A 20,776-nucleotide genomic window follows, 5' to 3' on the forward strand; every position below is an offset into this window, starting at 1 on the left:
TCCGCCCACCCCCGGTGATCAAGAGAATTGCGTCAACGGTCCGTCGCCGGATGACGCGAACCTCTTGATCACCGAGGGCGGCAACCGCGCGCCGGCGTACGGGCAGGGGGGGTGGGTCAGATGGCGGGGAGGCCCTTGGGGCCGACGCCGCGCATCGAGCGGGTCAGCTTCCGGTCGTCGCTCCACAGGAAGCAGCGGATGCCCCGGTCGCCCTCCTCCCACTCCCGCTGCGACGGCGGATAGAAGATCGACCCGGCCCGGTACGGCAGTTCGCTGTTGTTGGGCACCTCGGCGAAGCCGGCGATCAACGCCATGCACCGCCGGTGCACCCGCTGGTTGGCGCGACTGAAATCGGCCCAGCTCAGGTCGCTGCGCTCCAGGTAGACGCCGACGAACTCGGCGCGGTGCGGCTCGGAGCAGAGCACCGGGGCCATGTAGTTGAGGTTGTTGCCGATCAGTTTGGGATCGAAGCAGCGGTGGCTGAGCGGATTGTCGCCGATCATCGCCCCGCGCAGGCTGCCGACGCGGTTGACCGGCCGGGTGTTGTCGATGCTGTCGGTCTCGCTGAGATCGCACCGGAACCAGCGCGCACCGCTGTTCCACGCCGAGTTCGCCGGCAGCGCGATGTTCATGGTCAGCCGGGCCGAGTGCCAGTCGCCCCCGAGGACGTCGCGGGCCCGCTGGTCGCACTCGGTGCGGGCGGGACGCAACGCGGCGGAGCCCGGCTCGGGCCGCTCACCCCGGGTCACCGCGCCGGTGAACGTCCCGACGTGGATGGTCTCGGCCAGGTGACTGCGTGCGCAGTCCACCGTCTCGTAGGTGCCGGCCTGCACGACCGGGGTGATCCGGGGCAGGCAGGCGTCCGTGGCGGGCACGAACGACTGGGCCACCGGCAGCACCGGCCAGTCGTCGAGCAGGTCGCCGTCGGCACCGTGCTGCGGCACGCAGCCGCTGAATGCCACCGTCACCGTGCCGGCAAGCGCCAGCGCCACGAGCCACCGTCGCATCGTCCGCCCTTTCCGGGGATCGGCGGCCCGTCGCCGTGCCCCACCCGGCGTCGCCCGCCGCCGGGCGAGCATCATACGTGACCGTCCCTGATGGAGTGTTCTCTCTTGCGGGCCGTTCGGCCAGTCGGCACCGGCTCCTCGTCCCCGACTGCCGGGAAAAGGAGCCGATGGTGCACCACGGGTCACGCCTGGGTCACAGGGCGTCGCTCATGGTGCCGTGCTGTCCGCGGCGGATGGCCGCGTTCGTACACTGGCCCCGTGACCGTACCGCCGTCGATCATCGCGCCCAGCATCCTCGCCGCCGATTTCGCCCGCCTCGCCGATGAAGTCCGCGCCGTCGAGGACGCCGCGGACTGGCTGCACGTCGACGTGATGGACAACCACTTCGTGCCCAACCTGACCATCGGCCTGCCTGTGGTGCAGAGCCTGCGGGCGGTGACCCGGCTTCCGTTCGACGTGCACCTCATGATCACCGACCCGCGGCGGTGGGCCCCCGGCTACGCCGACGCCGGCGCGTACAACGTCACCTTCCACGCCGAGGCGTGCGACGACCCGGTCGCCCTCGCCAAGGACCTCCGCTCGGCCGGGGCCAAGGCCGGGCTGGCCATCGACCGGGACACCCCGATCGAGCCGTACCTCGACCTGCTGCCCAGCTTCGACACCCTGCTGATCATGACCATCAAGGCCGGCTTCGGCGGGCAACGGTTCATCCCGCAACTGCTGGACAAGGTGCGGGCGGCCCGCCGGCACGTCGACAGCGGCCACCTGGAACTGCGCATCGAGGTCGACGGCGGGATCGCCGCCGACACCATCGAGCAGGCCGCGGCGGCCGGCGCGGACGCCTTCGTCGCCGGCACCGCCGTGTACGGGGCGGACGACCCGGCCGAGGCGGTACGCCGCCTGCGCGGGCTGGCGGAGCGCGCCAACGCCGGGGCCTGAGGTGGAGCCCAGCGGCGACCGTCCCGACGTGATCCTGGTCGTGGACGACGACGAGGACATCGCCCGTTTCGTCGAGTTCAACCTGCGGCTGCACGGCTTCGAGGTGCTGCACGCCGGTGACGGCCAGGAGGCGCTCGACATGATCGAGCAGCACAAGCCGGACCTGGCCGTGGTCGACCTGATGATGCCGCGCATCGACGGCCTGGAACTGACCCGCCGGCTGCGCGCCAACCCGATCACCTCGGCCCTGCCGGTGATCATGCTGACCGCCAAGGGCATGACCGTGGACAAGGTGCACGGGCTCAGCGCCGGTGCCGACGACTACCTGGTCAAGCCGTTCGACACCGCCGAGCTGGTGGCCCGGGTCAGCTCCACGCTGCGCCGCAACAAGGAGTTCCGCGAGGTCTCCCCGCTGACCGGCCTGCCCGGCAACAGCCGGATCCGCCGGGAGATCAGCGACCGGGTCCGCAGCGGCGTCGACTACGCCGTCGGCTACATCGACATCGACCGGTTCAAGAGCGTCAACGACCGGTACGGCTTCGTGCGGGGCGACGAGTTCATCTCCGCGCTGGCCCGCAGCCTGTACCGGGCGGTGGTCGCGATCGGGCTGCCGCCGGCCTTCCTCGGCCACGTCGGCGGCGACGACTTCGTGATCGTCTGCGCCCCCGACCAGATCCGCCCGCTGACCTCCCGGGCCGTGGTCGACTTCGAGAAGACCGCCGACACCCTCTACGACCCGACCGACCGGGAACGCGGCTTCGTCGAGCTGAAGGACCGGCGGGGCAACATCCGGCGGGCCGCCCTGGTCACCCTGTCGATCGGCGTCTCGCTCTCCGACGCCCGCAAGCGTTTCACCGACCCGCTGGCCGCGATCGCCGTGGCCAGTGAGATGAAAACGGTCGCCAAGAGCCAACCGGGGTCATACGTCGCGGTCGACAGGCGACGGGCCGACGGGGTGTGAAGTAGCACGCTGGAGGTGGCGGACTCCCCGGGTTGACGTGTAAGACTTCGCATGTACCCACCACGCGCTGGCGGGGCTCGGTGAAATTCCGAACCGGCGGTGATCCACGGTCAACGTGGTAAGCCCGCGACCCGGACGGCTGTGCCGCCCGGTGGACCTGGTGAGAATCCGGGGCCGACGGTGGGGGAGCGGTCCGTCCGCACCCCCGACAGTCCGGATGGGAGACAGCGCGCGGGCGGGGCGGGCCTGCGCGGGCGTCTCTGCGACCGTGTCGGCTCCCCGGGGGGCGGCCCTGCCGTTCCCGGTTCCGCCGCCGCCTGCCCGCCTGCTCCCGTACCGCCCGCGCGGGGACCGGCGAGCGAGAGGGCAGGGCATGGGCGGCGTCTCCGTGGACGAGGCGATGCGTCGTGCCATCGAACTGGGCGCGCGGGGCCTCGGCACCACCAGCCCCAACCCGGTCGTCGGGTGCGTGCTGCTCGACGCGGACGGCGTCGTCGTCGGAGAGGGCTTCCACGCCTACACCGGCGGGCCGCACGCCGAGATCGTCGCGCTCGCCCAGGCCGGCGAGCGGGCCCGGGGCGGCACCGCCGTGGTCACCCTGGAACCCTGCGACCACACCGGTCGCACCGGCCCGTGCAGTCACGCGCTGATCCGTGCCGGCATCGCCCGGGTGGTCATCGCCGTACCCGACCCCAACCCGGTCGCCTCGGGCGGCGCCGCCACCCTGCGCGCCGCCGGGGTGCGGGTCGAGTTCGGGGTACGCGCCGACGAGGCCGAGGCCGGCAACGTCGCCTGGCTGACCTCGATGCGGCGCGGCTGGCCGTACCTGATCTGGAAGTACGCCGCCACCCTCGACGGCCGGTCCGCGGCGGCCGACGGCAGCAGCATGTGGATCACCTCCGAGGCCGCCCGGATGGACGTGCACGCGTTGCGCGGCACGGTCGACGCGGTCGTCGCCGGGGTCGGCACCGTGCTCGCCGACGATCCCCGGCTGACCGCCCGCAACCTGCGTGACGGCACCCTGGCGATCCGCCAGCCGCTGCGGGTGGTGGTCGACAGCGCGGGACGTACCCCCGCCGACGCCCGGGTCCGCGACGGCGCCGCCCGCACCTGGATCGCCACCGTCGCGGAGGTCGGGGCCGGCCCGGACGGCCGGGTCGACCTGCCGGCCCTGCTGGCCGAACTGCACCGCCGGGGGGTACGCGCCGCGCTGCTGGAGGGCGGTCCCCGGCTGGCCGGGGCGTTCCTTGCCGCCGGCCTGGTCGACCGGGTCGTCGGGTACGTCGCGCCGAAGCTGCTCGGGGCCGGCCCGACCGCGCTCGTCGACGCGGGTGTGACGACCATCGCCGACGCCATCGATCTGGAGATCACCGACGTTACCCGGGTCGGGTCCGACCTGAGGATCACCGCGCTGCCCCGGAAGAGGGAGGCCTGAGATGTTCACCGGCATCGTCGAGGAATTGGGCGAGGTCGTCCGGATCGCCGACACCGGGGGTGACTCGGCGCTGGTCGCGATCCGCGGCCCGCTGGTCACCTCCGACGCCCGGCACGGCGACTCCATCGCGGTCAACGGCGTCTGTCTGACCGTGGTCGACGTCGACGGCGGGGTGTTCACCGCCGACGTGATGGGCGAGACGCTGCGCCGCTCGGCGCTCGGCGGGCTGCGCCCCGGCGACCCGGTCAACCTGGAGCGGGCCGCCGCGCTGAACAGCCGGCTCGGCGGGCACCTGGTGCAGGGCCACGTCGACGGCGTCGGTGAGGTGCTCTCCCGGGAACCGGCCGCGCAGTGGGAGACGCTGCGGTTCCGGCTCCCCACCGCGCTGGCCCGGTACGTGGTGGAGAAGGGCTCGATCACCGTCGACGGGGTGTCGCTGACCGTGGCGGCGGTCGGTGACGACTGGTTCGCCGTCGGGCTGATCCCCACCACCCTCAAGCTCACCACGCTCGGCGGGCGGGGGGTCGGCGCCCCGGTCAACCTGGAGGTGGACGTGCTCGCCAAGTACGTCGAACGCCTCCTCGACGCCCGCCTGCCCGCCGGCCCGGTCGGGCCCGGTGGCACCGCACCGGTGGTGCCCGGGGATGCCGCCGGAGGGGTGCGGTGAGCGGGCCGGTCGGCTGGCTGCTCGACGCGCAGGTGTACGTCGTCGGTTCCCCGGTGCTGGTCCGGGAGATCGTCGGCAACGCCTTCGGGCTGGTCTCGGCGCTGCTCGGGCTGCGCCGGCTGGTCTGGGCCTGGCCGGTCGGCATGATCGGCAACGGGCTGCTGTTCACCGTCTTCCTCGGCGGCGTGTTCGCCACCCCGCAGGCGCACGACCTCTACGGCCAGGCCGGCCGGCAGGTCTTCTTCTTCGCGGTCAGCGTCTACGGCTGGTGGCGCTGGTCGCGCAACCGCCGCCAGGGCGGGGACGCCCCGGCGGTCAGCCCCCGCTGGGCCACCGGCCGGGAACGGCTCGGTCTGCTGCTGGCCGCCGTGCTCGGCACCGCGCTCGGCTACCCGCTGCTCGCCGCGCTCGGCTCGTGGGGGCCGCTGCCGGACGCCTGGATCCTCACCGGCAGCCTGCTGGCCACCTACGGGATGGCCCGGGGCTGGGTGGACTTCTGGCTGGTCTGGATCGCGGTGGACGCGGTGGGCGTGCCGCTGCTGCTGCGCGGCGGCTTCTACCCCTCGGCGGCGATGTACCTGGTCTACGGCGCGCTCTGCGGCTGGGGCTTCGCCGCCTGGTGGCGCACCTCGCGGGCCAGCCGTACGGCGTCGACACGGATTCCGTCCACCTACTCGGAGGTCGTGGCATGAGCACCCAGGCGGTCACCTTCGCCCGGATCGAGGAGGCGGTGGCGGACATCGCCGCCGGCCGGCCCGTGGTGGTGGTCGACGACGAGGACCGGGAGAACGAGGGCGACCTGATCTTCGCCGCCGAGCTGGCCACCCCGGAGCTGCTCGCCTTCATGGTCCGCTGGACCTCCGGCTACGTCTGCGTGCCGCTGACCGAGGCGGAGTGCGACCGGCTGGACCTGCCGCCGATGCACCACACCAACCAGGACCGGCGTGGCACCGCCTACACGGTGACCGTGGACGCCCGGGAGGGGGTCAGCACCGGCATCTCGGCCGCCGACCGGGCGCACACCATCCGGCTGCTCGCCGACCCCGGCACCGATCCGACGGACCTGGCCCGCCCCGGCCACGTGGTGCCGCTGCGGGCCCGCGCCGGCGGGGTGCTGCGTCGCCCCGGGCACACCGAGGCGGCGGTCGACCTGACCCGGCTGGCCGGGCTGCGCCCCGCCGGGGTGCTCTGCGAGCTGGTCAACGACGACGGCACCATGATGCGCCTGCCGGACCTGGAGAAGTTCTGCGCCGAGCACTCGCTCACCCTGGTCACCATCGCCGACCTGGTCGCCTACCGGCGGCGGCACGAGAAGCAGGTGGAGCAGGTGGCGCAGGCGCGGATGCCCACCCCGTACGGGGTGTTCCGGGCGCTGGGCTACCGGGCCGAACACGACCCGGCCGAGCACGTCGCGCTGGTCTTCGGTGAGCTGGGCGACGGCCACGACGTGCTGGTCCGGGTGCACTCCGAGTGCCTGACCGGGGACGTCTTCGGGTCGCTGCGCTGCGACTGCGGGCCGCAGTTGCAGGCGTCGCTGGCCCGGGTCGCCCGGGAGGGGCGGGGCGTGGTGCTCTACGTGCGTGGGCACGAGGGGCGCGGCATCGGCCTGCTGCACAAGCTCCAGGCGTACCAGCTCCAGGACCAGGGCCGCGACACCGTGGACGCGAACCTCGACCTGGGCCTGCCGGCCGACGCCCGGGACTACGGCACCGGCGCGCAGATCCTCTACGACCTGGGGGTGCGGTCGATGCGGCTGCTCACCAACAACCCGGCCAAGCGGGCCGGGCTGGAGGGGTACGGGCTGATTGTCACCGGCCGGGAGGGGCTGCCGGTCCGGCCGCACCCGGAGAACGTCCGCTACCTGCGGACCAAGCGGGACCGGATGGGCCACCTGTTGGACGAGCTGGACGAGGTGACCGAGGCCCCGCTGGGCCGGCCGGTCCCCGGCGACGAGATCGGAGCATGACGATGGCGGGTTTCGGTGAACCCGGAGTGACCCCGGTGGACGCCGCCGGGCTGACCGTCGGGGTGGTGGCGGCGCGCTGGCACGGCGAGCTGACCGACCACATGCTCGACCGGGCGGTGGCCGCCGCGCAGGCGTGCGGGGCGCGGGTCGTGACGGCCCGGGTGGCCGGTTCGGTGGAGCTGCCGGTGGTGGCGCAGGCGCTGGCCCGGCGCTGCGACGTGGTGGTGGCGCTGGGTGTGGTGGTGCGCGGCGCGACCGCCCACTTCGACTACGTCTGCCGGTCGGTGACCGACGGCCTGACCCGGGTCGCCCTGGACGAGGGCAAGCCGGTGGCGCACGGGGTGCTGACCGTGGAGAACCTCGACCAGGCCCGGGACCGGGCGGGGCTGCCCGGCTCCGCCGAGGACAAGGGCTGGTCGGCGACGGTCGCCGCCCTGGACGCCGCGCTGGCGGTTCGGGCCGTGTCCACGGCCAACGGCCACCGGGTCGGCTTCGCCGGTTGACCACCCGCCGGGGCCGTTGGGTTGGGCCTGGTGGGCCGATGTTGCGGGGTCCACGGCCGTCGGACCCCGCAACATCGCGCCACTTGAGGGCACCCCGCGGCTACAGCCGGCCGGCCTCGATGATCCGCCTGAGGAACTGCCGGGTACGGGGCTGGGTCGGCTCCCCGAACACCTGCGCGGGCGGCCCGGCCTCGACCACCCGGCCGGCGTCGAGGAAGCAGACCTGGTCGGCGACCTCCCGGGCGAACCCCATTTCGTGGGTGGCCAGCACCATCGTCATCCCGTCGGCCTTGAGGTCCCGGATCATCGCCAGCACCTCGCCTACCAGTTCCGGGTCGAGCGCCGAGGTGACCTCGTCCAGCAGCATCAGCCGGGGCGAGTTGGCCAGTGCCCGGACGATCGCCACCCGCTGCTGCTGGCCGCCGGAGAGCCGGTCCGGGTAGGTGTCCGCCCGGTCGCCCAACCCGACCCGGGCGAGCAGCTCCCGGGCCTGCGCCTCGGCGTCGGCGCGCGCCCGCCGGTGCACCCGGCGCGGCGCGAGGGTGACGTTCTCCAGCACGCTCAGGTGCGGAAACAGGTTGTACGACTGGAAGACCATGCCGATGCGTCGGCGGACCCGGTCGGGGTCGACCCGGGGGCCGGAGATCTCCTCGCCGTCGAGCGTGATGGTCCCGTCGTCGAGTTCCTCCAGCAGGTTGACGCAGCGCAGCAGCGTCGACTTGCCCGACCCGGACGCCCCGATCAGGGCCACCACCCGGTGTTCGTCGACGGTCAGGTCGAGCCCGTCGAGCACCACCCGGCCGCCGAACTCCTTGCGGAGCCCCCGGCAGGTCAGCACGGCCATTCTCAGCCTCCGGACTGGCGTCGGGCCGCACGCAGCGTCACCCAGTCGGTGACCGCGATCAGCGGGATGGCGAGCAGCACGAACAGCACCCCGGCCACGATGTACGGGGTGTAGTTGAAGTTCTGCGCGGTGGCGATCTGGGCCGCCCGGACGGCGTCGATCGGACCGGCCAGGGAGACCAGGCCGACGTCCTTCTGCAACGCCACCACGTCGTTGAGCAGCGGCGGCGCGACCCGTCGGACGGCCTGCGGCAGCACCACGTGCCGCATGGTCTGCCGGTAGGTCAGCCCCAGCGAGCGGGCCGCCGCGAGCTGGCTGGGGTGGACCGACTCGATGCCGGCCCGGAACACCTCCGCCAGGTAGCCGCCGTAGGTGAGCACCAGCGCCAGCCCGCCGAGCACCAGCACCGGGGGCATGCCCTGCAACCGCAGGCCGGGCACGCCGAGGGTGAGCACGTACAGCACGATGATCAGCGGCAGGCCACGGAAGGTGTACGTGTAGCCGGCGGCGAGCGCGCGGACCGGGAAGAAGACCGGCCCGCGCAGGGTCCGCAGCAGGGCGATCAGCAGGCCGAGCAGCAGCGCCCCGACGGCGCAGCAGACCAGCAGCCGGACGTTGAGCCACAGCCCGGCGAGCACCTCCGGCAGGGCGTCGCGGGCGATCGTCGGGTCGAGGAACGACCGGCGGACCCGGTCCCAGCCGGGTGCGCCGGTGACCGCGACGACCAGCAGCGTGCCGAGCACCGCCGTGGAGGCGGCGGCGACCAGCACGCTGCGGGTCGTCTGCCGACGCCGGTACGCGGCCCGCCGCCGCTGCGCCGCCGACGGGAGGTACGGCCGGTCCACCGGCGGGCTGTCGTTGGCTGGTGACACCCGGCTCACTGGAGTTCGGTCGCCCCCGCCACCTGGGCGAGCCACTTCTGCTCCAGCTGCTTGAGCGTGCCGGCCTCGGCGAGTTCACCGACCGTGCGGCTGACGCAGAGGGTGAGCGGGGAGTCCTTGTCCAGCAGCAGCCCGAACGCCTCCGGCGCACCCACCTGCGGCAGTTGGCCGACGATGGTGGCGTCGGTGACCTCCGAACCGGTGATGTAGAACGCGGTCGGCAGGTCGACCACCAGCCCGTCGATCTGGCCGTTCTGCAGGGCCTTCTTGGCGTCGTCGTTGCTGTTGTAGACCTGCGGCTTGACCGAGGGCTTGATCAGGGCGGTGATCGCCTGGTAGCTGGTCGTGCCGACCTGCGCGCCGAGCTTGGCGTTCTTCAGGTCCGCCACCGACTTCTTTCCGGCGATCTTCGACGACCTGAGCGCGATGACCGTCTGCCGCACCAGGTAGTACGGGGCGGAGAAGTCGACCGCCTGCTTGCGTTCCTCGGTGATGGAGAACTGGTTGATGTCGAAGTCGAAGGTCTTCGGGCCGGGGGCGATGGCGGTGTCGAACTTGACCCGGATCCAGGTGACGTCGGCACGGGTGTACCCGAGCTTCTCGGCGACCGCGTACGCGACGGCGGACTCGAAACCCTCGCCGCTGTCCGGCTTGTCGCCCTTGAACCACGGCTCGTACGCGGGTTCGTCGGTGGCGACGGTGAGCTTGCCCGGCGTCCGGGTCTTCAGGCTGTCCTTGGCGCAGGACGCCGCGGTGGGGACGGCGTCGGGGGTGGGCGTGGGGTCCTGCGGTGCGCATCCGGCCACGGCGACGAGGAGCACGGCGGCGGTGGCGGCGGCGCGGGTACGTGAGCTGCTGCTGACCATGGCCGCCAGGATAGAGAAGAGCACCGATCCCTCGAAGGGTGTCCCATCAGGTAGATGGGAGATCGATGTGCAAACGTGTCCGGCCCGTTGCCGGTGGCCGGTGACCCGCGCCCCGGTCGGCCGGGGCGTCCGGCGTCCCCGGCCCCGTCCCAGCCTGCGGGAACGTGGTGTGGGCGGGGCGACCCGGCCGGACCCGGAGCGCACGGCGTCGGTGGGCGGCTGGAAGAATCCGGTTCCGTGAAGACGTTCGAGGAGTTGTTCGCCGAGCTCCAGGCCAAGGCCGCCGCCGGCACGCCGGGTTCCGGCACGGTCGACGCCCTGGCCAAGGGGGTGCACTTCGTCGGCAAGAAGGTCGTCGAGGAGGCGGCCGAGTCGTGGATGGCCGCCGAGCACGAGGGCCCGGAGCGCACCGCCGAGGAGATCTCCCAGCTGCTGTACCAGGTGCAGGTGCTGATGCTGGCCAGCGGTCTGGAGTTGAAGGACGTCTACCGACATCTGTGAGTGCGCCCGCGTCGTTGATCTGATCCGATCGAAGGAGCACTCCGTCATGCTGCGTGTCGCCGTACCCAACAAGGGGGCCCTGGCCGAGAAGGCCGCCCAGATGCTGCGTGAGGCGGGCTACCGCCAGCGCACCGACCCCAAGGACCTGGTCTGCCCGGACGAGGCCAACGACATCGAGTTCTTCTACCTGCGCCCGAAGGACATCGCCACCTACGTCGGCTCGGGTGACCTCGACGTCGGGATCACCGGCCGGGACCTGCTGATCGACTCCGGCGCGCCCGCCGAGGAGGTGGTCGACCTGGCGTTCGGCCGGGCCACCTTCCGCTTCGCCGCCCGTCCCGAGGACGTCGGCGACGTGCAGGAGCTGGGCGGGCACCGGATCGCCACCGCGTACCCGGGGCTGGTCGAGCGGTACCTCGGCGAGCTGGGCGTCAAGGCCGACGTGATCCGGCTCGACGGCGCGGTGGAGAACGCGATCCGGCTCGGGGTCGCCGACGTCGTCGCCGACGTGGTGGAGACCGGCGCGACGCTGCGCCAGGCCGGGCTGGTCGTGTTCGGCGACCCGCTGCTGCGCTCCTCGGCGGTGCTGGTCCGCCGGGCCGGCGCGCCGGCCCACCCGCAGGCGGAGCAGTTGCTGCGTCGCCTGCACGGGGTGCTGGTGGCCCGCCGGTACGTGATGCTCGCCTACGACGTGCCGGCCGGCCTGCTCGACCGGGCCAGCGGCCTGACCCCGGGCATCGAGTCGCCGACGGTCTCCCCGCTGCACCGGGAGGGCTGGGTCGCCGTGCAGGCGATGGTGCTCCGCGACGACGTGCACCGGATCATGGACGAGCTGTACGAGCTGGGCGCCCGCGCCATCCTGGTCACCAACATCCACGCCTGCCGCCTCTGACCCCGGGGCCGCCCGGCCTGCCCTCGGGCTCGACCGTTGTGGGGCCGATACAGCGGCATCTTCCCCCGCGGACACCGCTGTGTCGGCCCCGTCGTCCCGACCCACCCGACCCCACCAGCCCCGGGGGGGCGGGTGGCGGCGCGACGCCTGCCGGGGCCGGATGGCACACTGGACCGGTGAGCGACACCGCGTTGATCCGTCTCAGGCCGCGTCGTATCCGGGTCGTCTGCTGGGCCTCGGCGATCGCCCTGCTGGTGGTCTTCAGCCTGGTGGCCACCTCGTTGACCGGGGCGACCGGCGAGGGCTACGGCACCTTCCAGCGCGGCGACCAGGTCGCCATGGTCGGCCTCGGGGTGCTCGGCGCGCTCGGCATCCTGCTGTTCACCAGGCCCCGGGTCGAGGCGGACGCCCGGGGGGTCCGGGTGCGCAACATCCTCGGCTCGTACGAGCTGCCCTGGGAGGTCGTCCGGGGGGTGCGCTTCGACCGGGGCGCGCCGTGGGCCAGCCTGGAGCTGCACGACGACGACCTGCTGCCGATGGTGGCGCTCCAGGCCGCCGACAAGGAGATCGCGGTCGACGGGGTCCGCGCGCTGCGCCGGCTGCACCAGGCCCACCTGGCCGACCTCGGCGGCGCCCCGGCCCGCTGACCGCCCCGCCCCTCCGCCGCCCGCTGCCGGGGTTCTCGTACCGTGCTGACCTGCGGGCCCGGTTTGGGGGATGGCTGCGCCGGGGTGTAGTGTTGCCACGTCGACCAGACTGCCCCCGCCTGTGGCGTGTGGGTGGTCCCGAAGCGGAGCGCCTGCTCCCACCCGAGTCGCCCCCGAGGCGGCCGGGTCCGGTCACCGGTTCCGGGTCCGTCCCGGTGCCGGATGCGCGATCATGTGATCGTGCCGACCGGTCGAGCGGGCCCTGGCATGCGCCGGGGCCTTCTGCTTTCCGGGTCGCCCCCACCCGGGGGCCACGCGGGGTCGGCCACGCAGCAGACTCGACTCGAGGAGGCCACATCAGCGTCGAACCACGCGTGAACGAACAGATCCGGGCACGTGAGGTCCGACTGGTCGGCCCTGAGGGTGAGCAGGTGGGCATCGTCCCGCTGGAGCGCGCCCTGCAGCTGGCCGCGGACGTCGACCTGGACCTGGTCGAGGTTGCGCCGATGGCGCGCCCGCCGGTGTGCAAGCTCATGGACTTCGGCAAGTTCAAGTACGAGAGCGCACTCAAGGCGCGCGAAGCGCGGCGTAACCAGCAGCAGACCGTCATCAAGGAGATGAAGCTCCGGCCGAAGATCGACCCGCACGACTACGAGACCAAGAAGGGTCACGTGGTGCGGTTCCTCAAGGCCGGCGACAAGGTCAAGGTGACGATCATGTTCCGCGGTCGCGAACAGAGCCGCCCGGAGCTGGGTTACCGGCTCCTGCGCCGGCTCGAGTCCGAGATCACGGACCTGGGATACGTCGAGGCCGCTCCGAAGCAGGACGGCCGTAACATGATCATGGTTCTCGCTCCGCACCGGGCCGTCAAGGCATCCGCGGTCGCCGCCACGGCGTCCCGTGGTGGCCCCCGGGACCGGGCCGCGGAGGAATCGGCCGCCCCCTCAGGTGACGCGACCCCGGCGGCCGGCGAGACCGCAGCAGCCGGCGAGACCGGCCCGACCGCTGACGCCAGCGGCCAGTAACAGGGAGAGACGTTCCACATGCCGAAGATGAAGAGCCACACGGGTATGGGCAAGCGGGTCAAGGTGACCGGCAAGGGCAAGATCGTCGCCCAGCAGGCCGGCCTTCGCCACAACCTGGAGAAGAAGCCGTCCACCCAGACCCGGCGGCTGACCGGCACGGTCGAGCTGGCCAAGTCCGACGTCAAGCGCATCAAGAAGCTGCTCGGCCGCTGACGCGCGCCACCTTTAACCTAACAAGGAGTTGAGATGGCACGCGTCAAGCGGGCTGTGAACGCCCAGAAGAAGCGTCGTACCCTGCTGGAGACCGCGAGCGGTTACCGCGGTCAGCGCTCCCGGCTGTACCGCAAGGCCAAGGAGCAGGTGCTGCACTCGATGCAGTACGCCTACCGGGACCGTCGTGACCGCAAGGGCGACTTCCGGCAGCTCTGGATCCAGCGCATCAACGCTGGCGCCCGGGCCAACGGCATGACCTACAACCGGCTGATCCAGGGCCTGCGCCTGGCCGGCATCGAGGTCGACCGCAAGATCCTGGCCGACCTGGCCGTCAACGACGCCGCGGCGTTCGCCGCGATCGTCGAGCTGGCCCGCGCCGCCGTGGCGGCCGAGGGCACCGGTGGCGCCGCGGCCCAGGCCGCCTGACCCACCCCGGCAGCAGATCGAGGCGTCTCCCATGCAGTCACCACCGCGCGGGAGACGCCTCGACGCCGTCACCGGCCCGTTCACCCCGCGTACGCCCAGGGTGGTCGCCGCCCGCCGGCTGCACCGCCGACGCGACCGTGACGCCACCGGCCGGTTCCTGGCCGAGGGGCCGCAGGCCGTCCGCGAGGCCCTCGACCGCACCGGCACGGTGGTGGAGCTGTTCGGCACCCCGGCCGCGCTGGACCGGCACGCCGACCTGGCCGCCGGTGCCGCCCGCGCCGACCTGCCCGTCTCCGAGGTCACCGACGAGGCCCTGGCCGCGCTGACCGAGACCGTCACCCCGCAGGGCGTGGTCGCCGTCTGCAGGCACCTCGACGTGCCACTGGACGCCGCCCTGGCGCGCGGCCCCCGCCTGGTCGCGGTGCTCGCCGGCATCCGTGACCCGGGCAACGCCGGCACCGTGCTGCGCACCGCCGACGGGGCCGGCGCGGGCGTGGTGGTCTTCGCCGGCGACACCGTCGACCCGTACAACGGCAAGTGCGTGCGGGCCTCCGCCGGCAGCCTGTTCCACGTCGACGTGGTCCGCGCCGCCGACCCGCAGGCCGTGGTCGACGCGCTGCGGGCCGCCGGGCTCACCGTCCTCGCCACCACCGGGTACGGCGACAGCGACCTCGACGACCTCGCCGACCAGGGCCGGCTCGCCGCCCCCACCGGCTGGCTGTTCGGTGCCGAGGCGCACGGTCTGCCCGGGGAGCTGACCGCCGCCGCCGACGCCCGGGTCCGGGTGCCGCTGCACGGGCGGGCCGAGAGCCTGAACCTGGCTGCGGCTGCCGCCGTCTGCCTGTACGCTTCAGCCCGAGCACTGCGCCGACCCCGGTCGGGCGCACACCCAGCAGGGGAGCCGGTCACGTGAGGAACGCGCCACGGCGTTCGTTTAGCCAGCCCGCCGGTGTCGGCGGGCGGTGGGCCTGACCTTCCTCCGCGCGTAACTCCCACCGGCGGGCTGCGGCACCGCCGCGCGTCCGTAGACTCGCCTAGCCGCCCGGAAGGGCCGGCGCCGCCGTGAGGGAGTGCCCGTACGCCATGAGTTACCGCAACGATCCGTACGACCCGAAGCAGGTCGCCCTGCTCGACCCGGCCGCCCTGGCCGGGGCCGTGGCCGACGCCGAGCAGGCGTTCGCCGCCGCCGCCGACCCCGACGCGCTGACCGCGCTGCGCCCCGCGCACCTCGGTGACCGGTCCCCGGTGTCGCTGGCCCGCCGGGAGATCGGCGCGCTGCCGCCGGCCGCGAAGGCCGACGCCGGCAAGCGGGTCAACGAGGCCCGCCGGGCGATCGAGTCCGCGTACACGGCCCGCGCCGAGGTGCTCGACCGGGAGCAGGCCGCCCGGGTGCTGGTCGAGGAGCGGGTCGACGTGACCCTGCCGTACGACCGGCGGCCCCGGGGGGCGCGGCACCCGCTGTCGACCCTGATGGAGCAGATCAGCGACCTGTTCGTCGGGATGGGCTACGAGGTGGCCGAGGGCCCCGAGGTCGAGCTGGAGTGGACCAACTTCGACGCGTTGAACATCCCCGCCGACCATCCGGCGCGCGGGCTGATGGACACCTTCCACATCGCACCGCCGCCCGGCGCGGAGACCTCCGGCCTGGTGCTGCGCACCCACACCTCGCCGGTGCAGGCGCGCACCATGCTCACCCGCAAGCCCCCCATCTACGTGGTGGTGCCCGGCCGGGTCTACCGCACCGACGAGCTGGACGCCACCCACGCGCCTGTCTTCCACCAGGTCGAGGGCCTGGTGGTCGACCGGGGCATCACGATGGCGCACCTGCGCGGCACCCTCGACCACTTCGCCCGCGCCATGTTCGGCGAGGGGGCCAAGACCCGCTGGCGTCCGCACTACTTCCCGTTCACCGAGCCGTCGGGGGAGTTCGACGTCTGGTTCCCCGAGCACCGTGACGGCCCGCGCTGGGTCGAGTGGGGCGGCTGCGGCATGGTCAACCCGAGGGTGCTGCGCGCCTGCGGCATCGACCCCGAGGTCTACTCCGGGTTCGCGTTCGGCATGGGCATCGACCGGACGGTGATGTTCCGGCACGGGGTCAGCGACATGCGGGACATGGCCGAGGGCGACGTGCGGTTCACCCGCGCGTTCGGGGCCGGGGCGTAGGGCGATGCGGGTACGAGTCACGGAGACGGTGGTCTGAGTCATGCGAGTTTCTGTCAGTTGGCTGCGGGAGTACGTCGACCTCCCCGTCGACCTGCCCACCGAGGACCTGGAACAGGCCTTGGTGGACCTCGGCATCGAGGTCGAGTCCGTGGTGGACCTGCGCCGCACGGTCACCGGTCCGCTGGTCGTCGGTGAGGTCCGCGAGATCGAGGAGCTGACCGGGTTCAAGAAGCCGATCCGGCACTGCCTGGTCGACGTCGGCACCGCCAACGGCACCGGCGAGCCGCAGCAGATCGTCTGCGGGGCGCGTAACTTCGCCCCCGGCGACCGGGTCGTGGTGATCCTGCCCGGCGGGGTGCTGCCCGGCGACTTCACGATCGGCGCGCGCAAGACGTACGGCCGGATGTCGGCCGGCATGATCTGCTCGGCGATGGAGCTGGGCCTCGGCGACGACCACTCCGGCATCATCGTGCTGCCGCCGGACATCCAGGCCCGGCCCGGCGACGACGCCCGTCCCGTGGTGGGCCTCGACGACGTCGTGGTCGAGCTGGAGATCACCCCCGACCGGGGGTACGCGCTGAGCGTGCGCGGCATCGCCCGCGAGCTGGCGTACGCCCTCGGGGTGGCCTTCCGCGACCCGGGCCGGGTGCCCGCGCCCGCCGGTACGGCGGAGCCGGCGTACCCGGTGCAGGTGCGCGACACCGTCGGCTGCGACCGGTTCACCGCCCGGATGGTCCGGGGGGTCGACCCGACGGCGGCCACGCCCGGCTGGATGCGGCAGCGGCTGACCGTGGCCGGCGTCCGCAGCATCTCCCTGGCGGTCGACGTCACCAACTACGTGATGCTCGAACTGGGCCAGCCGATGCATGCCTTCGACGCCGACCGGCTCACCGGCCCGCTGGTCGTGCGCCGGGCCGAGGCGGGCGAGAAGGTGACCACCCTGGACGGTGTGGTCCGTTCGCTCACCGCCGAGGACATGGTGATCTGCGACGACACCGGCCCGGTCTCGCTGGCCGCGGTGATGGGCGGCGAGACCAGCGAGGTGGTCGGCGGCACCACGAACGTGCTACTGGAGGCCGCCCACTGGGACCCGGTGATGGTCGGCCGCACGGCCCGCCGGCACAGGCTGTTCAGCGAGGCGGCCAAGCGGTGGGAACGGGGCGTCGACCCGGCCCTGCCGCTGGTGGCCCTGAAGCGTGCCGTCGAGCTGCTCACCGCCCACGGCGGGGGCGAGGCCGGCGCGGAGATCCTCGACCTCGACCACGTCCGGCCGATGCGGCAGGTCGTCCTCCCGGTCGATCTGCCGTCGCGCCGGGTCGGGGTGGACTACTCCCCGCAGCGGGTGGTCGACCTGCTGGAGCAGGTGGGTTGCACGGTGATCCGGGGCGCCGACCGGCTGGCCGAGGACGCGGGCACGGTCGCGACGACCGCCGGCGGCGGCGACGTGCTCACCGTCACCCCGCCGACCTGGCGGCCCGACCTCACCGACCCGGCCGACCTGGTCGAGGAGGTGGTCCGCCTCGACGGATACGACCGGGTGCCGTCGGTGCTGCCCACCGCGCCCCCCGGCCGGGGGCTGACCTGGCAGCAGCGTCGCCGCCGGGCGGTGGCCCGCTCGCTCGCCGAGCGCGGCTACGTCGAGGTGCTGGCGCTGCCGTTCGTCGCGCCGGAGCTGGCCGACCAGCTCGGGCTGCCCGCCGACGATCCGCGCCGGCCGGCGGTACGGCTGGCCAACCCGTTGTCAGAGGAGGAGCCGCTGCTGCGCACGACCCTGCTCGGCCCGCTGCTGGGCATCCTCCGGCGCAACCTGGGCCGGGGCCACCGTGACCTGGCGCTCTACGAGATCGGGGCGGTGTTCCACCCGCGTCCCGGTGTGGGCGCGCCGCCGACCATGGGGGTGGACCGCCGGCCCACCGACGCCGAGTTCGCCGCCGCCGACGCGGTGGTGCCCGCCCAGCCCCGGCACGTCGCGGTGGTGCTCACCGGTGACGTGGAGCCGGCCGGCTGGTGGGGTGCCGGCCGCGCCGCCGGCTGGGCCGACGCGGTGGAGGCCGGCCGGGCCGTGCTGGCCGCCGCCGACCTGCCGGCCGAGCGGATCGAGGTGCGGGCCGCCGAGCGGGCACCCTGGCATCCCGGCCGGTGCGCCGCGCTGCTGGTCGACGGGGAGGTGGTAGGTCACGCCGGTGAGCTGCACCCGGCGGTGCTGGCCGCGTTGGAACTGCCCCGCCGGACCAGCGCCATGGAACTCGACCTGGACGCCCTGCCGGCGGCCCCGGTGGTGTCCGCGCCGGCCGTGTCCGGGTTCCCCCCGGCGCTGATCGACGTGGCGCTGGTGCTGGACGACACGGTGCCGGCCGCCGACGTCCGGGCCGCGCTGGTCGAGGGCGCCGGCGAGCTGCTGGAGCACGTCCGGCTCTTCGACGTGTACGCGTCGGAGTCGCTCGGCGCGGGTCGCCGGTCGCTGGCCTACAAGCTCACCTTCCGGGCGCCGGACCGGACGCTGACCGTGGAGGAGGCGGTGGCCGCGCGGGACGCCGCCGTGGCCGTGGCCGCCCAGCGCTTCGGGGCGACCCTGCGCGGCGCCTGAGGTGTGCCGGCCGACGACGGCCCCGACCCGGTCACCGGGTCGGGGCCGTCGCGGGTTCACGCGACGTCGGTGATACCTGCCGGCGCACGCCGGTGGCCAGCAACGCGTCCCGTACCGGGGGGTCGAGCCGTTCCAGGAAGGTCCCGTACGGCGGTCCGGGGCCACCACGATCTCAACCTGGACCCGTCGGAGTACACCGAGGCATGGGACGTCGCGTTGCGGACGTACGAGCGCGAACACGGGCTCGTCCAGCGGACCGGGTGAGTGGGGGCGTCTTCCGGAGGCCGGGCCGCCTCCGGAAGACGCCGCACGGTCAGCCGGTGAAGGGCAGCACGACGCGGGAGGCGTCGCCGACGCCGAGGGTGGTCGGGGTGCCGCCGATGGCGTTCCAGACCTGCACGGTCACCGTCCCGCCGCGCAGGTTGCCGAGGGTGCCGGTGGCCGAGCGCAGCCCCTGGGTATGCCGGTAGCGCTCGACGCCGGGCACCGGGTCGGTGGCGAAGTAGACGTACGTCTCGACCCGGTCGGCGGTGCCGTCGCCGGTGAGGTCGTACGACACCCGGGCCTGGACGCCGTCGCCGACGGCGGTGCCGGCGTCGACGGCCAGGTCGAAGGTGGTGGCTGCGCCGGTCCAGGTGCCGGTGAGCCCACGGGCGGTGAAGACCCGGGCGTTGGTGGGGGTGCCGTCGTGGTTGCCGTTCGCCGCCGCCAGGCTGATCGTGCCGGTGGGTCCGGTGGTGCCGGCCAGGGTGCCGTCGGCCTGGAGGTGGCGGGTCGCGTTCCACGGCTGGCCGGGGGACGGGGTCGGGGTGGCGGTGCGGGTCGGGCCGGCGGTGGGCGTCGGGGTGGCCGTGCCGGTGAACGGGGTGAGGGTGAGGCCGGCGGCGCGCGGGTCGCCGTCGTGTACCAGGGACTCCTGGGCGAGCACGTCGTCGAAGGCGAAGCCGTACGCCCGGCCGTCGACCATGTGCTGGTGGATGATCCGGGAGTAGTGGTTGGTCAGCGTGCCCCGGTAGAAGTCGGCCGGGCCGCCGCCGGGCTGCGTGGTGATGGTGTCGAGGGTGGCGCGGTGCAGGGCGGCGCAGAGCGTCCGGGCGATCGGCCCGACCACCTGGTCGTTGGGGGCGGCGAGGGCCCCGTCGCAGTCCCACACGTCGGAGCTGGAGGGTCTGGTGAAGGTGGCGACCTGTCGGCCGGCCGGGTCGGTGAACGTCATCGTGGTGCCGGTGGTACGCCCGAGGTAGCGCACGTCGGGCCGGTCGGTGAACGGGGTGACGGTCAGCGTCCGGGTGGTGTAGGAGCGCCAGGCCGCGTCGATGTACGGGTCGAGGTAGCCGGAGGCGAACCGGCCGGCGTCGACGGCCTTGCCGGGGGAGAGCACCCGCAGCACCGTGCCGTCGGACCGGGTCTGCACGGTGTCCGCCCAGCCGGGCTGGGCACGGACGGCGTCGATGACGGCCTGCCTGCCGCCGCCGACGAGTTGGCCGGCCCGTCGGGTGGTGCCGCTCGCACCGGTGACGCTGACCGCGTGCGGGACGGCGAACATGTCGACCTGGGTGCTGTTGAGCCAGAGTCCGGCGTCGTTGTAGGTGAACTCGGACCAGTCGAACAGGATGTCGCGGTTGGGGTCGCCGGCGGCCCAGGGGGCCGGCTGAACGAGGCCGTCCGGGGTCAGTGAGAAGCGCAGCTTCTGGCCGAAGGAGAAGTAGACCCGCCCGGAGAGGCCACGGGGAACCCGGAGCGTGACGGAGCCGCCGTTGGCGGGTCCGGCGATCGAGACGTCGGGGGCGGGGGTGGGCGGCTGACCGCCGGCGGGCCAGGGGGTGAAGACGCCCCCGGGGGTCACGTAGCCGAGCCGGCCGGAGGCGAGGTCGACGCCGAGGAGGTAGAGGTGGACGGCCTCGGCCCGGCCGGTGCTGTTGGTGACCGTCAGCGGGAGCGGGGACGGTCCGACGGCGCGGGTGGGCGCGGTGGTGAGGCCGAGGGTGGTGGCGCCGGCGATCGCGATCGCGGCGAGGGCGGTGGCCCAGCTTCTCGGGGTACGCAACGACGGCTCCTTCGACCGCTGGCCGCACGCGGCAGGCGGGTGGTATGTGGCTGATGGGCGACTAGAGAGCGCTCTCTCAGGATGGCCAATACCATCACGGCTGTCAATGCATGTACGTGGTCCAGGTCACTTCTTCATGTCCATGCAGTAGGTTGTATTAACTTGCACAGACGGTCGGTGGGCCGCTAGCCTTCTCTGCATAGTCA

The 20,776-nt window shown here is 73.4% G+C and carries 21 protein-coding genes and 1 riboswitch; of the genes, 16 read left to right on the top strand and 5 right to left on the bottom strand.

Annotated elements, in window-relative coordinates; genetic code table 11:
* Positions 1–116: 116 nt before the first annotated feature.
* The gene (locus Q2K16_RS31730; RefSeq protein WP_302742305.1) at positions 117–1,007 is read right to left on the bottom strand and encodes a septum formation family protein; all 891 of its coding nucleotides are present in this window, start codon (positions 1,005–1,007) and stop codon (positions 117–119) included.
* 258 nt (positions 1,008–1,265) lie between these two features.
* On the opposite strand from Q2K16_RS31730, the gene rpe reads away from it, so the two are divergent.
* From rpe to ribH, 7 genes are all read left to right on the top strand, one after another.
* A complete protein-coding gene (gene rpe, locus Q2K16_RS31735; protein WP_194822218.1) occupies positions 1,266–1,946 on the top strand; it encodes a ribulose-phosphate 3-epimerase in 681 nt (226 codons plus the stop codon).
* A gap of 1 nt (position 1,947) precedes the next feature.
* Positions 1,948–2,907, top strand: coding sequence for a response regulator (locus Q2K16_RS31740; RefSeq protein WP_302742308.1), 960 nt, complete (start codon positions 1,948–1,950; stop codon positions 2,905–2,907).
* A 62-nt stretch (positions 2,908–2,969) separates the two neighbouring features.
* A riboswitch (FMN riboswitch) is annotated at positions 2,970–3,140 on the top strand.
* 140 nt (positions 3,141–3,280) lie between these two features.
* On the top strand, positions 3,281–4,342 hold the full coding sequence (ribD, locus tag Q2K16_RS31745) for a bifunctional diaminohydroxyphosphoribosylaminopyrimidine deaminase/5-amino-6-(5-phosphoribosylamino)uracil reductase RibD (protein WP_302742309.1): 1,062 nt from the start codon (positions 3,281–3,283) through the stop codon (positions 4,340–4,342).
* 1 nt (position 4,343) lies between these two features.
* Positions 4,344–5,009: a riboflavin synthase gene (locus Q2K16_RS31750; RefSeq protein WP_302742311.1), complete on the top strand. Its 666-nt coding sequence runs from the start codon at positions 4,344–4,346 to the stop codon at positions 5,007–5,009.
* The gene (gene pnuC / locus Q2K16_RS31755) at positions 5,006–5,701 is read left to right on the top strand and encodes a nicotinamide riboside transporter PnuC (RefSeq protein ID WP_302742313.1); all 696 of its coding nucleotides are present in this window, start codon (positions 5,006–5,008) and stop codon (positions 5,699–5,701) included. Before Q2K16_RS31750 ends, pnuC begins: the two co-directional genes overlap by 4 nt.
* Entirely contained in the window at positions 5,698–6,975 is a 1,278-nt protein-coding gene (locus Q2K16_RS31760) for a bifunctional 3,4-dihydroxy-2-butanone-4-phosphate synthase/GTP cyclohydrolase II (protein ID WP_302742315.1), read from the top strand. The genes pnuC and Q2K16_RS31760 overlap by 4 nt, the downstream gene beginning before the upstream one ends.
* A gap of 2 nt (positions 6,976–6,977) precedes the next feature.
* On the top strand, positions 6,978–7,478 hold the full coding sequence (gene ribH, locus Q2K16_RS31765; RefSeq protein ID WP_088645198.1) for a 6,7-dimethyl-8-ribityllumazine synthase: 501 nt from the start codon (positions 6,978–6,980) through the stop codon (positions 7,476–7,478).
* 100 nt (positions 7,479–7,578) lie between these two features.
* Here the strand turns inward: ribH and Q2K16_RS31770 are convergent, their stop codons facing one another.
* From Q2K16_RS31770 to Q2K16_RS31780, 3 genes are read right to left on the bottom strand one after another with little or no spacing between them, the layout of a single operon-like run.
* Positions 7,579–8,322 carry an amino acid ABC transporter ATP-binding protein gene (locus Q2K16_RS31770; RefSeq protein ID WP_302742317.1) on the bottom strand — a complete coding sequence of 248 codons (744 nt, stop codon included), beginning with the start codon at positions 8,320–8,322 and terminating at the stop codon, positions 7,579–7,581.
* A 2-nt stretch (positions 8,323–8,324) separates the two neighbouring features.
* On the bottom strand, positions 8,325–9,194 hold the full coding sequence (locus tag Q2K16_RS31775; protein ID WP_489671836.1) for an amino acid ABC transporter permease: 870 nt from the start codon (positions 9,192–9,194) through the stop codon (positions 8,325–8,327).
* 5 nt (positions 9,195–9,199) lie between these two features.
* On the bottom strand, positions 9,200–10,069 hold the full coding sequence (locus Q2K16_RS31780; protein WP_302742319.1) for an ABC transporter substrate-binding protein: 870 nt from the start codon (positions 10,067–10,069) through the stop codon (positions 9,200–9,202).
* A gap of 237 nt (positions 10,070–10,306) precedes the next feature.
* On the opposite strand from Q2K16_RS31780, the gene Q2K16_RS31785 reads away from it, so the two are divergent.
* The 9 genes from Q2K16_RS31785 (at position 10,307) to pheT (ending at position 18,523) form a co-directional block, all read left to right on the top strand.
* Entirely contained in the window at positions 10,307–10,570 is a 264-nt protein-coding gene (locus tag Q2K16_RS31785) for a phosphoribosyl-ATP diphosphatase (RefSeq protein WP_067305135.1), read from the top strand.
* A 46-nt stretch (positions 10,571–10,616) separates the two neighbouring features.
* Positions 10,617–11,462: an ATP phosphoribosyltransferase gene (hisG, locus tag Q2K16_RS31790; protein WP_302742320.1), complete on the top strand. Its 846-nt coding sequence runs from the start codon at positions 10,617–10,619 to the stop codon at positions 11,460–11,462.
* Positions 11,463–11,638: 176 nt separating this feature from the next.
* A complete protein-coding gene (locus Q2K16_RS31795; RefSeq protein WP_302742322.1) occupies positions 11,639–12,109 on the top strand; it encodes a PH domain-containing protein in 471 nt (156 codons plus the stop codon).
* 374 nt (positions 12,110–12,483) lie between these two features.
* The gene (gene infC / locus Q2K16_RS31800) at positions 12,484–13,134 is read left to right on the top strand and encodes a translation initiation factor IF-3 (protein ID WP_302742323.1); all 651 of its coding nucleotides are present in this window, start codon (positions 12,484–12,486) and stop codon (positions 13,132–13,134) included.
* An 18-nt stretch (positions 13,135–13,152) separates the two neighbouring features.
* Entirely contained in the window at positions 13,153–13,347 is a 195-nt protein-coding gene (rpmI, locus tag Q2K16_RS31805) for a 50S ribosomal protein L35 (RefSeq protein WP_088645193.1), read from the top strand.
* 33 nt (positions 13,348–13,380) lie between these two features.
* Positions 13,381–13,773, top strand: a complete 393-nt coding sequence (gene rplT, locus Q2K16_RS31810) for a 50S ribosomal protein L20 (RefSeq protein ID WP_030335718.1) — start codon at positions 13,381–13,383, stop codon at positions 13,771–13,773.
* 31 nt (positions 13,774–13,804) lie between these two features.
* Positions 13,805–14,686 carry a TrmH family RNA methyltransferase gene (locus Q2K16_RS31815; protein WP_302742324.1) on the top strand — a complete coding sequence of 294 codons (882 nt, stop codon included), beginning with the start codon at positions 13,805–13,807 and terminating at the stop codon, positions 14,684–14,686.
* 170 nt (positions 14,687–14,856) lie between these two features.
* Positions 14,857–15,936 (top strand): phenylalanine--tRNA ligase subunit alpha, encoded by a 1,080-nt coding sequence (pheS, locus tag Q2K16_RS31820; protein ID WP_302742326.1) that lies wholly within the window; start codon positions 14,857–14,859, stop codon positions 15,934–15,936.
* A 40-nt stretch (positions 15,937–15,976) separates the two neighbouring features.
* Positions 15,977–18,523, top strand: a complete 2,547-nt coding sequence (pheT, locus tag Q2K16_RS31825) for a phenylalanine--tRNA ligase subunit beta (RefSeq protein ID WP_302742328.1) — start codon at positions 15,977–15,979, stop codon at positions 18,521–18,523.
* Positions 18,524–18,836: 313 nt separating this feature from the next.
* Here the strand turns inward: pheT and Q2K16_RS31830 are convergent, their stop codons facing one another.
* A complete protein-coding gene (locus Q2K16_RS31830; protein WP_302742329.1) occupies positions 18,837–20,570 on the bottom strand; it encodes a beta-1,3-glucanase family protein in 1,734 nt (577 codons plus the stop codon).
* Positions 20,571–20,776: the final 206 nt, after the last annotated feature.

The sequence above is a fragment of the Micromonospora cynarisoli genome (assembly GCF_030518815.1).
Lineage (GTDB): Bacteria > Actinomycetota > Actinomycetes > Mycobacteriales > Micromonosporaceae > Micromonospora > Micromonospora wenchangensis.